The organism is Saliphagus sp. GCM10025317 (assembly GCF_042663665.1).
In the GTDB taxonomy this organism is placed as follows: domain Archaea; phylum Halobacteriota; class Halobacteria; order Halobacteriales; family Natrialbaceae; genus Natronosalvus.
Window position 1 is genome coordinate 945567 of record NZ_JBHTAQ010000007.1, and the last position, 13577, is coordinate 959143.

11 protein-coding genes are annotated in these 13577 nt (G+C 64.8%); 5 read left to right on the forward strand and 6 right to left on the reverse strand.

The genetic code is table 11. From position 1 onward, the window contains the following. The first annotated feature begins 49 nt into the window (after positions 1 to 49). A complete protein-coding gene (locus ACFQS4_RS19270) occupies positions 50 to 745 on the forward strand; it encodes a phosphoribosyltransferase (RefSeq protein WP_500195553.1) in 696 nt (231 codons plus the stop codon). 115 nt (positions 746 to 860) lie between these two features. Here ACFQS4_RS19270 and ACFQS4_RS19275 read toward each other — a convergent pair whose 3' ends face one another. Then, positions 861 to 2264 carry an MATE family efflux transporter gene (locus ACFQS4_RS19275; protein ID WP_500196678.1) on the reverse strand — a complete coding sequence of 468 codons (1404 nt, stop codon included), beginning with the start codon at positions 2262 to 2264 and terminating at the stop codon, positions 861 to 863. A gap of 350 nt (positions 2265 to 2614) precedes the next feature. Between ACFQS4_RS19275 and mtnP the strand changes: the two genes are divergently transcribed. Further along, complete coding sequence (gene mtnP / locus ACFQS4_RS19280; RefSeq protein ID WP_500195555.1) at positions 2615 to 3469, forward strand: S-methyl-5'-thioadenosine phosphorylase; 855 nt, start codon at positions 2615 to 2617, stop codon at positions 3467 to 3469. A gap of 16 nt (positions 3470 to 3485) precedes the next feature. Here the strand turns inward: mtnP and ACFQS4_RS19285 are convergent, their stop codons facing one another. The 5 genes from ACFQS4_RS19285 to ACFQS4_RS19305 all read right to left on the reverse strand — a co-directional run bounded on the left by ACFQS4_RS19285 (position 3486) and on the right by ACFQS4_RS19305 (position 9807). Beyond that, on the reverse strand, positions 3486 to 4466 hold the full coding sequence (locus tag ACFQS4_RS19285; RefSeq protein ID WP_500195557.1) for a DUF8108 domain-containing protein: 981 nt from the start codon (positions 4464 to 4466) through the stop codon (positions 3486 to 3488). 81 nt (positions 4467 to 4547) lie between these two features. Beyond that, entirely contained in the window at positions 4548 to 4754 is a 207-nt protein-coding gene (locus ACFQS4_RS19290; protein ID WP_253437754.1) for a hypothetical protein, read from the reverse strand. 81 nt (positions 4755 to 4835) lie between these two features. After that, positions 4836 to 5849 (reverse strand): segregation/condensation protein A, encoded by a 1014-nt coding sequence (locus ACFQS4_RS19295; RefSeq protein ID WP_500195561.1) that lies wholly within the window; start codon positions 5847 to 5849, stop codon positions 4836 to 4838. Continuing rightward, complete coding sequence (gene smc / locus ACFQS4_RS19300) at positions 5842 to 9432, reverse strand: chromosome segregation protein SMC (RefSeq protein WP_500195563.1); 3591 nt, start codon at positions 9430 to 9432, stop codon at positions 5842 to 5844. The genes ACFQS4_RS19295 and smc overlap by 8 nt, the downstream gene beginning before the upstream one ends. Before the next feature lie 57 nt (positions 9433 to 9489). After that, complete coding sequence (locus ACFQS4_RS19305; protein WP_500195565.1) at positions 9490 to 9807, reverse strand: DUF7518 family protein; 318 nt, start codon at positions 9805 to 9807, stop codon at positions 9490 to 9492. Positions 9808 to 10016: 209 nt separating this feature from the next. Between ACFQS4_RS19305 and ACFQS4_RS19310 the strand changes: the two genes are divergently transcribed. The 3 genes from ACFQS4_RS19310 (at position 10017) to ACFQS4_RS19320 (ending at position 13529) form a co-directional block, all read left to right on the forward strand. Next, complete coding sequence (locus ACFQS4_RS19310; protein WP_500195566.1) at positions 10017 to 11360, forward strand: ABC transporter substrate-binding protein; 1344 nt, start codon at positions 10017 to 10019, stop codon at positions 11358 to 11360. Between the two features lie 79 nt (positions 11361 to 11439). Beyond that, positions 11440 to 12423 carry a branched-chain amino acid ABC transporter permease gene (locus ACFQS4_RS19315; RefSeq protein WP_500195569.1) on the forward strand — a complete coding sequence of 328 codons (984 nt, stop codon included), beginning with the start codon at positions 11440 to 11442 and terminating at the stop codon, positions 12421 to 12423. Further along, on the forward strand, positions 12420 to 13529 hold the full coding sequence (locus ACFQS4_RS19320) for a branched-chain amino acid ABC transporter permease (protein ID WP_500195571.1): 1110 nt from the start codon (positions 12420 to 12422) through the stop codon (positions 13527 to 13529). Before ACFQS4_RS19315 ends, ACFQS4_RS19320 begins: the two co-directional genes overlap by 4 nt. Positions 13530 to 13577 lie beyond the last annotated feature (48 nt).

Genomic DNA, 13577 nt, shown 5'->3' on the forward strand with positions numbered 1-13577 from the left:
CGACTTAAGGTGGATGGCGTCATCGACTCGAGGTAGGTGGCCACACGCAATGTCCGATCTACCGGACGACTTCAAGTGCACGATCACGAACTGGGAGTACATCTACAGCCTCTGTCGGGACGTCAGCGACGACGTTCGCCGCGACGCGTTCGAACCGGACGTCATCGTCGCGCTGGCTCGGGGGGGCTGGTTTGCGGGTCGGTGTATCTGTGACTTCCTCGGCCTCGACGACCTGACGAGCCTGAAGATGGAACATTATGTCGGCACCGCCGAGAAGTCCGGCGAGCCGACCATCCGGTACCCGATGCCCGAAGGGAGCGTCGAGGACAAGGACGTCCTCATCATCGACGACATCGCCGACACCGGCGGCTCGATCAGGCGAGCCCAGGAGTACGTCGAGGATCGCGGCGCTGGCGAGGTCCGGACGGCGACCTTGCAACTGCTCCAGACCAGCGAATTCGACCCCGACTACGTCGGCGAGCGCCTCGAGGAGTGGGCCTGGGTCGTCTACCCGTGGAACTTCATCGAAGACATGGTCGACCTCGTCTCGGGCGTCATGGAGAAAGCCGACCAGCGATCGTTCACGAAGGCGGACGTCCGTCACTACCTCAAGGAGTACCACGACGTCGACCGGATCGGGATGGAGATCGCCCAGCCCAACCGGCTGACCGAGGTGCTGACCGAGATGGAGCGACGGGAGGTCCTCGAAATGACGGCGCCGGGCGAGTGGGCGCTGGCGGAGTAGCGTCTCGAGACTGACACCGTCGACGCGCTCGATGACGATTTTCGGTCTGGAACTCTCGAGGAGGCGGTCGACGCCTCGATCGAGGATTCGCTCGTTCACTCGTCGATATCCTCGTTCAGTCGTCGCTCGAGGACGCGCTCGCCGGTTCTGGCCCCGCCTGCTCGGGTTCGTCCTCGCCTTCGCCCTCGTCATCGACGATCGATCCTTTCCAGGTGCCGCGGGTGAAGTAGGCGATGGCAGCGAGCGCGCCGACGACGTCGCCGGCGACGACGCCGATCCAGATGCCCGTCGTTCCCCAGCCGGCGACGAAGATGAGGTAGTAGGCCACCGGAACCCGGGCGATCCAGAGGGTGACGACCGAGAAGACGAGCGCCGTCTTGGTGTTCCCGGCCCCGCGAAACGCGCCGAGGAGGACCTGCAGGACGCCCATGAAGACGAACATCGAGGCGGCGATTCTGAGGTACGTACTGCCGTGGGCGATCGTTTCGGCCGCCCCCTCCTCACCGGACGTCATGAACACGCCGACGATCGGTTCCGGGGCGACGAACGCAATCGCTCCCGCCGTGAACATGATTGCGGCGACGACACCGGAGGCGACCCAGGTCGCCCGGCCGGCGCGGTCGGGCTTTCCCGCGCCCAGGTTCTGACCGACGATCGTGTCCGTCGCCTGCCCCATCCCCATCGCCGGGAGAAAAGCGAGCGAGATGAGTCGGTTGCCGAGGCCGTAGGCCGCGACGACGGCCATGGGGAACGTCGCCACCATCGCCGTCATCGCGATCATCGCGAGCGAACTCATCGACTGCTCGAGTGCCGTGGGAACGCCCAGTCGCGTGATCTTCGAGACGTACTCGCGCCGTGGCCACAGGTGTCCGGCCTCGATCTTCGGGCCGACGTCCGTCCCGAACAGGACGTAGAGGCCGATGGCGGTCGCCACGGCGCGCGAGAAGACCGTCGCGACGGCCGCCCCTTCGATCTCGAGGGCGGGAAACGGCCCGACGCCGAAGATGAGCAGCGGGTCGAGCACGAGGTTGATGACGACGCTGACGGCCATCACGCGCATCGGGGCCCGCGTGTTCCCGTAGCCGCGCATGAGCGACGTGAAGATGAAGAAGCCGAACAGGAACGGCGACCCGAGGAAGAAGATGCGCATGTAGTCGGCTGCCAGGGGAATCACGACGGCCTTCGTCTCTGGATCTGCTGGAAGCAAGGCGAGCATCGGATCGGTCACGAAGTAGCCGAGCACGCCGAGCACGACCGCGACGATCGAGATGAACGAGAGCGTCTGTCCGGCGATCAGTCCGCCCTTGCCGCTCCCGGCGCCCGTGTGCTGGGCGATGAGGATCGCCCCCGCCGCGGTGAAGCCACCGCCGATCGAAATGAGAAAAAAGATCAGCGGAAAGGCCAGGCTCAGCGCGCCGACCGATTCGGGCGACAGCGCGCCCAGCCAGAAGGTGTCGCCGATATTGTAGGCGACCTGCAGCAACTGGATGACCATGAGCGGCCACGCGAGCCGAAACATGGGCCGGAGGAGCGGGCCGTCGGTGAGGTCGCTACTGTTCGCGGTCGTCGCGGTCGTCGCGGTCGTTCCCGGGGAGTCGGTGTCGGTCGTCTCGCTCTCGCTCGCACTCGAGTTCGCGTTCGCACTCGCGTTCACGCTCGCGTCCGTACCTGCCGTCTCCTCGAGGGGCTCGGTGCCGGAATCGTCCTCGGGAGGCATTACGAATCGAAATAGTTCTCAGGATACTTGAACTCTCGTACGACGTGATAGCGTGTCGCATCGCCCTATCGTCTCGAACGAGCGGCAGTCGGTGGTGAGCTGGGCCGCACAGATTCCACACCGTTTAGGAACCTCCCCGTCGACGTCGAGGTATGACCATCGGCGTCATCGGCGGAAGCGGTATCTACGAAGCACTGCCACTCGAGAACGTCTCTACGGAGTCGGTGACGACGCCCTACGGCGAGCCGAGCGACGACCTGACGATCGGCGAACTCGCCGGTCAGGAAGTCGTCTTCCTCCCGCGTCACGGCGAGGATCACCAGCACACCCCGACCGAGGCGAGCTATCGGGCGAACATCTACGCGCTCAAGGACGCGGGCGTCGACCGCGTCATCTCGACGAACGCCGTCGGCAGTCTGCGCGAGGACCTGCCACCACAGTCACTCGTGATCCCGGACCAGATTTTCGACCGGACGAAACACCGCACCCCGACGTTCTTCGGCGACGGGATGGTCGTCCACATGGGCTTCGCCGACCCGTACTGTCCGGCGATGGTCGATCACCTCTCGACCGCCGCCCGGGAGGCGACGGAGACCACCGTCCAGGAGGGCGGCACCTACGTCTGCATCGAGGGACCCCAGTACTCGACCAGAGCCGAGAGCGAGTTCTACCGCGACCAGGGCTGGGACGTCGTCGGCATGACCACCATCCCGGAGGCCAAACTCGCCCGCGAGGCCGAGATGAGCTACGCGACGGTGACGGGAATCACCGACTACGACGTCTGGAAGCAAGACAACGAGGTCACCCTCGAGGAAGTCCTCGAGAACGCTGCGGCCAACCAGGAGTCGATCAATGCGGTGATCGAGCAGGCGGTTCGGACGATGCCCGAGGACTTCGAGAGCGAGGCCTGGTCAGCGCTCGAGGGGACAATCAACACGCCCGTCGAATCGATTCCCGCGGAGACCCGCGAGCGCGTCGAGTTGCTGGCGGAGCAGTACCTCGAGTAGTCGGTCTCACCGCGCGTCAGTCGTCGAATTCTCGAGCCAGTTCGCCACGCCCGCTCGATTCGTTCGTCTCCCGAGCACTCGAATCGAGCACTGCGCTGCTCGCCTCGCGCTCGAGGCAGTCCGGGCAGTAGACGTTCTCGCCCCACTCGGGGACGGCGACGGTCGTGCCGAAGAGGACTTGCCGGGTCGCGTACCGGCGCCGCTCGCCGCCTGCCGCGTCGGCGCTGCACTCGTCGCAGACGCTCGCTTCGTCGGTCACCCGCTCGCTCGAAACCTCGCGGCGTTTGCCGATGACGTAGACGGGATGGGTCGAGGCCGCCGCGGCCTGCCAGCAGAGCGCCAGTCCGAGGAAGAACAGGAGCGCCCCGATCCACCAGTAGCCGAGCCACGTCGGGACGAAAAACAGCGAGACCAAGAGCCAGCCCCACAGCAGGGTGAACCCGAGGTTGTCCGCCAGCCGACGGACCTGCCGGTCGAGACTGGTCGGGCGCTCAGCCATCGTCCTCGAGCGCGCGCTCGAGTTCGCGTTTCGCGCTGGTGTCGTTCGTTCGGACGCGCCCGACCTCCGAACTTCGGTCGACGCCTGGGCCACCGCCGGACGGGCGCACTCGAGGCAGTAGTCGTTGATGCCCCACTCGAGGGTGTGTAGCGGGACGCCGAAGCAGACGAACTGGCGGGTGTACCGTCGCCGGAGACCCTGGTGGCAGGTGGTTCCGCAGTCGGCGCAGTGCTTACGGGGACCGTCGAAGGTGTCCTCGTCGACGCGGTGTTCGACGCCGAAGGTGTGAGCGGGGTAGAGGGGAATCCCGCGGGATATCCAGAGGACGAAGAGACCGAGGAGGAGGTTCACCCAGCTGAGGGCGAAGGCCCACTCGGCTCCGAAGACGATGGGTGGCCAGACGAACAGGAAGACGAGCGCCACGACCGGGAAGAGCTTTCGAAGGAGGGTGAACGCGCCGAGGCGGGCACGATAGAGTACGTCGTCAGGTCGCGACATCTGTTTATTTGTTTTCTCGTGACTTCCTAAACTATTGTGATTGACTCGATTCGCAGATCGTCGCTCGCCGAACCCCTGCCGTCAGTGACGCCGCGGGTCGTCGCTCACACCCCAGAGCACCCGGTAGGCGACGTAGCCGACGAGCAGGGCGAACGCGAACATCGCGACGGTCTCGGTGAACCAGACGATCGCGTAGAGCGCTCGAGTGAGCGTCCGCACGAGGACGTACCCGCCGTAGAGGGCGACGACCACGACCAGTCCGCCGAGGGCCGCCTGCACGCGTTCCATACGCTCAGTGTGGGTGGCCACTACAAAAATTGGGGCGTCGCGCGACTCGAGCGGTACGACGTTCCACGTATCGTGCCCCGATCAATCCGCGACCGCTTCCTCGACCTCGGCCTCCGGCGTGACGGGTGCGATCCAGAGGTCGCCAAAGAGTTCGTCCTGCTCGAGCACTAGTCGCCCGCGGTGGGCCAGAAACAGCAACGCGAGGTAAGTCATCACGCGGGTGCCGCCCACGTGATCGATCTCGGCGTAGAGCACCTCGTCGCGCCCCTTCTCGTAGTGGGCCTCGAGTTCGGCCTCGACGTCGTCGATGACAGCCTCGATGTCCTCCTCGTGGGCCGTGTGGGTCACGTCGTCTGCCGTCGGCTCGTCGTCCACCCGGAAGTCGTCCCCCGAGTGGTAGCTCAGCTCCTGCATCCCGCGACCGTACCCGTGCGGGGAGCCGCTCGTGTCGTAACTCCTGGAGGACTTCCACCAGGTGCCGCGCTCGGCGTCCCGGAGCTCTCGCACCAGTTCGTCCAGCGTCTCGGGCTTCCCGCGGGCGTGTTTGCGCTCGAGGCGACGATCCATCTCGGCCTCGAGGCTCTCGATGGGGTCGAAGCCAGGGGCCGCGTCCTCCATCGCCGCCTCGTCGGCGAAGGGGGCTTCCCACGGCGGGAGTTCCTCCTCTTCGGGCTGGTCGGGGGCGAACAGTTCGTCGCTCTTCATCCGGAGGAGGACACTCGCGTAGAACAGCGCCCGACCCGACGTTCGGAGGTCGGCGTCGTCGAGCACCTCGAGGAACTTGTCGGTGACGGCGACGATGTCGATGTCCCAGGGGTCGATCTCGCCGTCTTTGGCGAGCTGGACGAGGAGTTCGACGGGTTCGACCTCGTCTTCGCCTTCGCCTTCGTTCCCAGCCTCGCCTTCGCCCTCGCCCCCGTCGTCTCCGCCATCGCCCGCCGTCTCGAGGTCCTCCCTGGTATCCGAGCCAGTGATCTCGCTTTCGTCGAACGCGAGGACCGAGTCCCCGGCTCTCGAGTTTCCGTCAGACCCCGGCCGTTCGCGATCCTCGTGACCGGCGATCTGCAGGGGGATGTCGTCCTCGCCGTCAGTCATCTGCAGGGACCTCCTCACCGTCTCCGTCTCCGTCGCCGCTCAGGTCGATCCCCGTCACGGCCGAGACGTTGTCCTGTTGCATCGTGACGCCGATGGCTCGCTCGGACCGATCGAGCATCGCCGAGCGGTGAGAGACGACCACGAACTGGGCCCGACCCGCGAGTTCGTCGACCATCTGGCCGACGCGCTCGGCGTTGACCGCGTCGAGGAACGCGTCGACCTCGTCGAGGGCGTAAAACGGCGCCGGGTTGTGACGCTGGATGGCGAAGATGAACGCCAGCGCGGTCAGGGACTTCTCGCCGCCGGACATCGCGTCCAGGCGCTGGATGGGCTTGTCGCCTGGCTGGGCTTTCATGGTCAGCCCTCCTTCGAACGGATCGTCCTCGTCCTCGAGGTGGAGCGTCCCCGTTCCCTCCGAGAGCTTCTCGAAGATGTCGGTGAAGTGCTCGGCGATGGCGTCGTAGGACTCCATGAACGTCCGCTTCTTTTGGGTCTCGTACTGTTCGATCCGCTCGCGGATCCCCTCCGCTTCCTCGACCAGCGTCTCCCGTCCCTCCTCGAGATCGTCGAGGTCCGAGCGCACGTCGTCGTACTCGTCGATCGCCAGCATGTTCACCGGTTCGAGCGCTTCCATGTCGGCCTCGAGCAACTCGACCATCTCGACGACGGTGTCGTGGTCGGGAACGTCTTCGGGATCGTACTCGCCGACTTCCTCCTCGAGGGCGTCGATCTCCCACTCGAGGGCGCCGGCGCGCTCGCGGGCGGACTCGAGTTTACTCTCGACGGCGTTGACGCGATCCTGTTGCTGGTCCCGGGCCGTTCGGGCCTCCGAGACGGCCTCCTTGACCTCCGACCGTTCGCCTTTGAGTTCGGCCAACTCGTCCTCGAGTTCCGCGACGGCCTCGCGTTTGTCCTCGAGTTCCCCGCGTTTGTCCTCGATGGCGTCTTCGCAGTCGTCGATCGTCGACTCGAGTTCGGCCTTGCGGTTCTGGGCCGTCTCGATGTCGTCGTGAAGGTCCTCGATGGCGTCCTCGGCGTACTGCTTCTCGAGGCCGAGTTCGTTGAGCTTCGTGTTGAGGGCGTCCATCCGCTCCTCACGTTCGTCGATCTCGGCCTCGAGTTCCTCGATCTGGGCGGTGAGTTCGGGGATCTTCGAGTCGGCGAGTTCGGTCTCGAGGTCGTCGATGTCGGCCTGAATCTCGTCGATCTCTCCCGTGGTCGCTTCGATCTCGTCGGCGATCTCGGTCATCCGCTCGTCGACGGACTTCCGGTCGTCCTCGAGGTCGTCGAGTTTCGTCTCGAGGTCCTCGACCTCGCCCTCGATGCGCGCTCGTTTCTCGTCTAACTTCTCGAGTTCGGCCTCGATCGAGCGCACCTCGTCGGCGGCGTCGGTCTGGCGGTCGCGGGCGTCGTCGAGGCGCTCTTCGACTCCTCGGAGATCGCTCCGGACGGACTGCTTTTCGTCCTGGAGCTGGGTGATCTGGGTCGCGACGCGCTCGATTTGCCCCTTCCCGCCGCTGGTGAACGAGTACCTGGACCCTTTCCGGGAGCCACCGGTCATCGCGCCGCTCTTCTCGACGAGGTCGCCGTCGAGGGTGACCATGCGGTAGTCGCCCATGTACGCCCGGGCAGTCTCGATGTCCTCGACGACGAGGGTGTCTCCGAGGACGTACGAGAAGATGCCCGCGTACTGGTCGTCGAAGTCGACGAGGTTGTACGCGAAGTCGACGACCCCCGGATCCGAGGGCGCGTTCGGCAGCCCTCGCGAGCGCATCTTCGTGATCGGGAGGAATGTGGCTCGCCCGGCGTTTCGCGATTTGAGGTACTCGATGCACTGCTGGCCGATCACGTCGTCGTCGACGACCACGTTCGCCAGCCGACCACCAGCGGCGGTTTCGCAGGCGACGGCGTACTCGCCGCTCACACTGCCCAGCTCCGCGACGGGGCCGTGGACGCCGTCGATGGCCGCGTTCTGGATCGTCGTCACCGCTCGACCGAACGAGGAGTCGCCGCTCTCGCCAGCGTTGGCCTCGAGTTCAGCGTACTCGGCCTGTTTGGCCTGTAACTCGTCGTCGATCTCCTCGAGTTTCGCCTGCAGTTCGCGCTTCTCGTCACGCAGGTCCTCGACGACGCCAGTGATGTTCTCGCGGTTGGCCTCGGCCTTCTGGAGTTCGCGCTCGAGGTCCTTGCGCTGGGTCTCGATCTCGGGGATCGACTCCTGGAGAGCCTCGATCTCGGCCTCAGTTTCGCTCACCTCGTTCGAGCGACGGCGGGCCTCGTCGAGCAGGCGGTCCTGCTCGCGCTGGAGGTCGTTCTTCTCGGTCTTCGCGGCCTCGAGGGCGTCCTTTTGCTCCCGGAGTTCGGCTTTGACCTCGTCGTACTCCGTGTCGACGTCGTCGATTTCGGCCTCGAGGCGCTCGACCTCGTTCTCGCGCTCTTGCACCTCGGACGTGAGCGAGGCCTTCTCGAGTTTGTACTCGCGCATCTCGTCCTCGAGGTCGGCGACCTGTTCCTGTTTGCGATCGATCTGGACGAACGCCTCTCGCCGAGTGGATTCGGCCTCCTCGATCCGCTCGGTCGTCGCCTCGATGCGGTCCTCGAGGCGGGAGATGTCGCCCTTGACGGACTCGATCTCGCTCTTGATCCGCAGCTGTTCGTCCTCACCCTTGCGCTCGATTTCGGCGTTGAGGTCCTCGAGGTCCTCCTCGAGCCTGAGTACCGTCCCCTGGCGTTCGTCGAGTTCGCGCTGGAGGTCCTCGAGGTCGCCCTCCAGGCCGTCGATCTTCTCCTCGACGCCCGCGAGTTCCTCGCGCTTGTCCTCGAGTTCGCTCGCCTTGAGATACCCCTCGTACTCGTCCTTCTCCTCGCGGAGCCGTCGGTAGCGAAGCGCCGTCTGGCGCTCGTCCTCGAGCTGGGCGAGGCGGTCGCGCTTCTCGCCGATGCGCAACTCGGCCTCGTCGATGCGTTCTTGCACGATCTCGAGTTCGCCGAAGGCGTCTTCCTTCTTGGCGTCGAACTCGGCGACGCCGGCGATCTCGTCGATGATCTGGCGCCGGTTGTACGGCGTCATGTTGATGATCTCGGTGACGTCGCCCTGCATGACGACGTTGTAGCCTTCGGGGGTGACGCCGGCCTGAGCGAGCAGGTCCTGGATGTCCGAGAGGTTGACCGAGCGGTCGTTGAGATAGTAGTAGGAGTAGTAGTTGTCCTCGGTGCGCTTGATCCGTCGACGGATGCGGATCTCCTCGCAGTCGCCGACGTCGTCGCTGCCGGCGGCGTTGACGATCTGCGAGCGCGTCAGCGTCTCGTCGCTATTGTCGAGGATGACCTCGACGATGGCCTCGCGCGGGCTGGCAGACTCCTCGTCCCCGTCGTGGCCCGGGTTGTAGATCAGGTCGGTGAGTTTCTCGGCTCTGATCCCGCGGGTGCGTGCCAGGCCGAGTGCGAAGAGGACGGCGTCGATGATGTTCGACTTGCCGGACCCGTTCGGGCCCGTAACGACGGTGAAGTCCTCGTAGAAGGGAATCTTCGTCTTCCGGCCGAAACTCTTGAAATTGTCCAGGACGAGCGCCTTGATGTGCATTCGAGATCTCCGTAGAGCGGGCGTCGACCGCCGACGCGAGTCGGGCGAGTCGACGAGTTATGCGACAATAATGTCGTCGGTACCTGAGTCTTCTGGTTCGCCCTCGAGCGCTTCCTCTTCGTCCTCGACGTCGTCGGCTTCCGCGGCCGCCTCGGCGACGTCGTTCTGGGCGGCCTCCGGCGTCTCGTCGCCCTCGACTTCGGCATCGGCCGACTGGCGTCGCTCCGGGACGCGCGTCGGAATCTCGGTATCCAACTCGGCCTCGAGCACGCGGATGCGTTCTTTCGATTCGACGAGTTCTTCGGTCAGTCCCTCCACGGTGGACTCGAGTTCCTTCACGGTCGCCTCGAGTCGCTCGACGCGGTTTTTCGGCATACCTACTAGGGACTGTTCTCGCTACTTAAACGTACGTCAGACACGAGTGTTTTTTCTGTCATATGAGCGACGGCGAGCATCATTCACGTTTCGCCGGTCCGTTCATCCGAGACTGTGGGACGCCATTAACATGTTCACGTTTGGCTATTTGCAGTGATGCTTGCTACCATACCTATGGCAATACAGCCACGATCGGGGGTTCCTACGCAATGACCGATGCGACTACTCCGGCGACGAACGGTGGTATCGACCGACGAGACGCACTGAAACTGTTCGGCGGGTCGGCGCTCGCGGTCGCGCTCGCTGGCTGTACCGAACTCCTCGGCAACGGCGATGGCGACGATTCCTCTCCGTCCGAGACCGGCGACGGGGACGTTCCGGACGAGCCGATCCAGGCCGGGTTACAGACCTTCAGAGAGGGTGCACCCGCCGTCCTCGGCGTACAGGCGGAGTACGGGGCCGAAACCGCCGTCCGCCGAATCAACGAAAACGGTGGCGTGGCGGGCCGGGAGATCGAACTCGACATCGTCGAGGAAGGCTCCGAACAGCTCGAGAACTACCAGCAGTTCGTCGACCAGGGCAAGGACGTCACCTTCGGCCCGATCTCGAGCGGCGGCCACGAGGCAATGGTGCCCGAGATCGACGACCAGGGCGTGATCAACGTCGCGACCGACGGCACGGTGACGACGCTGTACGAGGAGAACTTCCCGGATACGACCTACTCGTTCCGCTTCCAGAACCACGACGTGATGGAGGCGCTGTCGGCCGCCAAAGAGGCGGTCGAAGTCCTCGGCGCCGACAACATCGACACGTACGCTGGCGTCAACCCGAACTACGCCTTCGGCGAGGACGAGATGGCGCTCTTCTCGGCCGGGATCGAGAAGCTCACCGGCGCCGAGGAGGTCTACAACGGGACGCCGGACCTCGCTACGGACGACATGTCGACCCACGTCACCAACATCAACAGCGAGGAACCGGACGTCGTCTTCACGAGCTGCTGGGGCGGCGACGCCACCTTGCTCCTCCAGCAGGCGCAAGCGAACGACATGCTCGACAACACGGAACTCGTCGTCGGCACGGTGCTGTACGGGTCGGCGAACGACTACGAAGAGGGCGACCTCGAGGGGCCGATCCACGGCGGATCGCGAAACTTCTACTGGGACCAGCCCACCACGGACCAGTGGACGCCCGCCGCGGACCTCTTCGACGAGGTCCAGAGCGAGCACGGCGTGATCCCGACCGCGCACTTTATGAGCGGCTACGGCGCGGTGACCGCCTGGGCGACGGCCGCCGACAAGGCTGTCAGGCTCCTCGGGCGCTGGCCCGAACAGGAGGAACTCGCGATGGTGCTCGAGGAACACGGGTTCTACACCCCGGCTGGCTATCACGTCATGTCGACCGATCACCAGGGGTACTCGAGCGCCCACTTCGGCGAGATGGCGTGGTCCGACGAGGTCGGCGGGGCGGTCCTCGAGAACGTCAACGTCTACGCGGCCGAAAACGTCTCGCCGCCGCCGGGAACGACCTCGCTCGACTGGATTGACAGCTGGTAGAGGTACTACGACGCACTTCACTATATGATATTCTCAGCACAAGTACACCGGAAAGCGACCGGCGAGGGGGTGTAACGAGATGATCGAATCGCTCGTCACCCACACGCTCAACGGACTCTATTACGGCCTGATACTGTTCATGATCGCGTCCGGACTGACGATCATCTTTGGCGTTCTCGGGATTTTGAACCTCGCTCACGGCGAACTGTACGCCTTTGGCGCGTTTCTCGCTGTCAGTGTCGTCGGATTCCTGGTCGGATCGCTAACGGGGTCCGTCGCCAGTATCGCCGACTTTCTGTCCGGATTCCTCCCCGTAGCGACGGAGCCGGTAGCCGCGCTCGTTTTCGGCGTGGTGATTTTGCTCGGCTCGCTCGTCGCGGCCGCGATCATGTTACCTGTCGGCGCCATCCTCGAGGCGGTGTTCGTCAGACCGATTTACGAACGCGAGGACGTCTACCAGCTCCTGTTGACCTACGCACTGTTGCTGATCCTCGTCGACGTGATGAAGTTCTTCTGGGGGACGTCCCCGGTCAGCACCTCGTCGTACAGCCGACTCAACGAGATTCCGACGACCGAACTCGTCGGGTTCAGCTACCCCTCGTACAACGTGATCGTAATTCTCGTCGGCGTCGTGGTCTTCGCGTGGCTCCTCTGGTTCTTCGACCGGACGAAGACCGGACGCATCGTCCGGGCCACCGCGATCAACCGTGAGATGTCGACCGCCATCGGCGTCAGCACGGACCGGACGTTCACGCTCGTGTTCGCCATGGGGGCGTTCTTCGCCGCCTTCGGTGGCGCGATGAACAGCATCGGCCCGAGCGACGCGTACCTCGAGATGGGGCTCGACCCCCTCGTGCTCTCGTTCGTCGTGGTCGTCATTGGCGGCCTCGGTAGCCTGAAAGGGGCGTTCGTCGCCGCGTTGCTCGTCGGCGTCATCAGCCGGTGGACCGTCGGCGTGTTCAGCCTGCCCCAGCTCGAGCTGGCGGCGCCGTTCATCCTGATGGCCATCATCCTGCTGGTCAAACCCGAAGGCCTCTACGGGACGTGGGGTGAGATCGAATGACTCGCGTTTCCAGAAATGGGGTCCTGGCGGTGCTGGGCATCGTCGTCCTGCTGGCCGTCCCCGACATCGCCAACGTGACGCCGCTGTCGTTCTCGATCATCCACCAGGGGATCCTGTTCGGCATGGCGGCGATGGGACTGAACCTCCTGTTGCGCCACACCGAACTGGTCTCGTTCGGACACACGGCGTTCTTCGGTGCCGGTGCCTACGGCGTCGCCGTACTGACGGCCCACTACGAGGTCTCGAGCGGGCTGCTGTTGCTGCTTGGGGCAGCCCTGGCGGCGACGGGCATCGCTCTGCTTGTCGGCTACCTCGTCGCTGGCTACCTCGACATCTACTTCGCGCTGTTGACGCTCGCGTTCAACCAGGTGCTGTTCGCGTTCGTCCTCCAGAGCGGCTTCTTCAACTACAACGACGGGCTTCGGGTTCGCGTTGGCGCCGACCGGCCGTCGTTGCTCGGCATCGACCGCTGGCTCGTCTCGACGTTCGGGGCCGACCCCATCGTCGCCTACGACTACGTGTTGTACTACCTGACTGTCGTCGTCCTCCTCGTCATGGTCGCGGTGACGTGGAAAATCGTCAACTCGCCGTTCGGGCGAGCGCTCGACGCCATCGGACAGGACCGGACTCGAGCACGGTTCATCGGCATTCCGGTCGACCGGTACGTCTGGATCGCGTTCACACTCTCCGGCCTCTACGGCGGCATCGCGGGCGGGCTGTTCGCCCTCCTGCAACTCCACGTTCGGCCGGAGCCGGTTCTCTTCGTCTTCGTCTCCGGCGAGATCCTGTTCATGGCGATCATCGGCGGCATCGGGACGCTCGTCGGACCGATCGTCGGCGGCGTCGTACTCATCTACTTACTCCGGCTGGCACGGTTCTACTTCGAGTACTACCATGCGCTGACGGGACTCGTGTTACTGGTCGTCGTCTTCTTCCTGCCGGAGGGGATACTCGGCTCGCTGCCGACGCTCAGAGCGGGCCTCGAGCGGCGCCTTCGCGACCCGACGGTCGTTCGCGGGGACGCCGCCGTCGTCTCGACGACGATCCGCCAGCGACTGTACCGCGCCGCGACGACCGTTCGCATTCTCATATTCGGGGTGAAATAGATGCTCGAAGCACGCAACTTACGAAAGGAATTCGGAGTGCTCCGCGCC

What these genes read in the sequence shown, in the direction of transcription:
- ACFQS4_RS19275 (WP_500196678.1), bottom strand. Translation starts at nt 2,264, where the DNA reads ATGTTTCGGCTCGCGTGGCCGCTCATGGTCATCCAGTTGCTGCAGGTC.
- ACFQS4_RS19305 (WP_500195565.1), bottom strand. Translation starts at nt 9,807, where the DNA reads ATGCCGAAAAACCGCGTCGAGCGACTCGAGGCGACCGTGAAGGAACTC.
- ACFQS4_RS19285 (WP_500195557.1), bottom strand. Translation starts at nt 4,466, where the DNA reads ATGTCGCGACCTGACGACGTACTCTATCGTGCCCGCCTCGGCGCGTTC.
- smc (WP_500195563.1), bottom strand. Translation starts at nt 9,432, where the DNA reads ATGCACATCAAGGCGCTCGTCCTGGACAATTTCAAGAGTTTCGGCCGG.
- ACFQS4_RS19315 (WP_500195569.1), top strand. Translation starts at nt 11,440, where the DNA reads ATGATCGAATCGCTCGTCACCCACACGCTCAACGGACTCTATTACGGC.
- ACFQS4_RS19320 (WP_500195571.1), top strand. Translation starts at nt 12,420, where the DNA reads ATGACTCGCGTTTCCAGAAATGGGGTCCTGGCGGTGCTGGGCATCGTC.
- ACFQS4_RS19310 (WP_500195566.1), top strand. Translation starts at nt 10,017, where the DNA reads ATGACCGATGCGACTACTCCGGCGACGAACGGTGGTATCGACCGACGA.
- ACFQS4_RS19270 (WP_500195553.1), top strand. Translation starts at nt 50, where the DNA reads ATGTCCGATCTACCGGACGACTTCAAGTGCACGATCACGAACTGGGAG.
- mtnP (WP_500195555.1), top strand. Translation starts at nt 2,615, where the DNA reads ATGACCATCGGCGTCATCGGCGGAAGCGGTATCTACGAAGCACTGCCA.
- ACFQS4_RS19295 (WP_500195561.1), bottom strand. Translation starts at nt 5,849, where the DNA reads ATGACTGACGGCGAGGACGACATCCCCCTGCAGATCGCCGGTCACGAG.
- ACFQS4_RS19290 (WP_253437754.1), bottom strand. Translation starts at nt 4,754, where the DNA reads ATGGAACGCGTGCAGGCGGCCCTCGGCGGACTGGTCGTGGTCGTCGCC.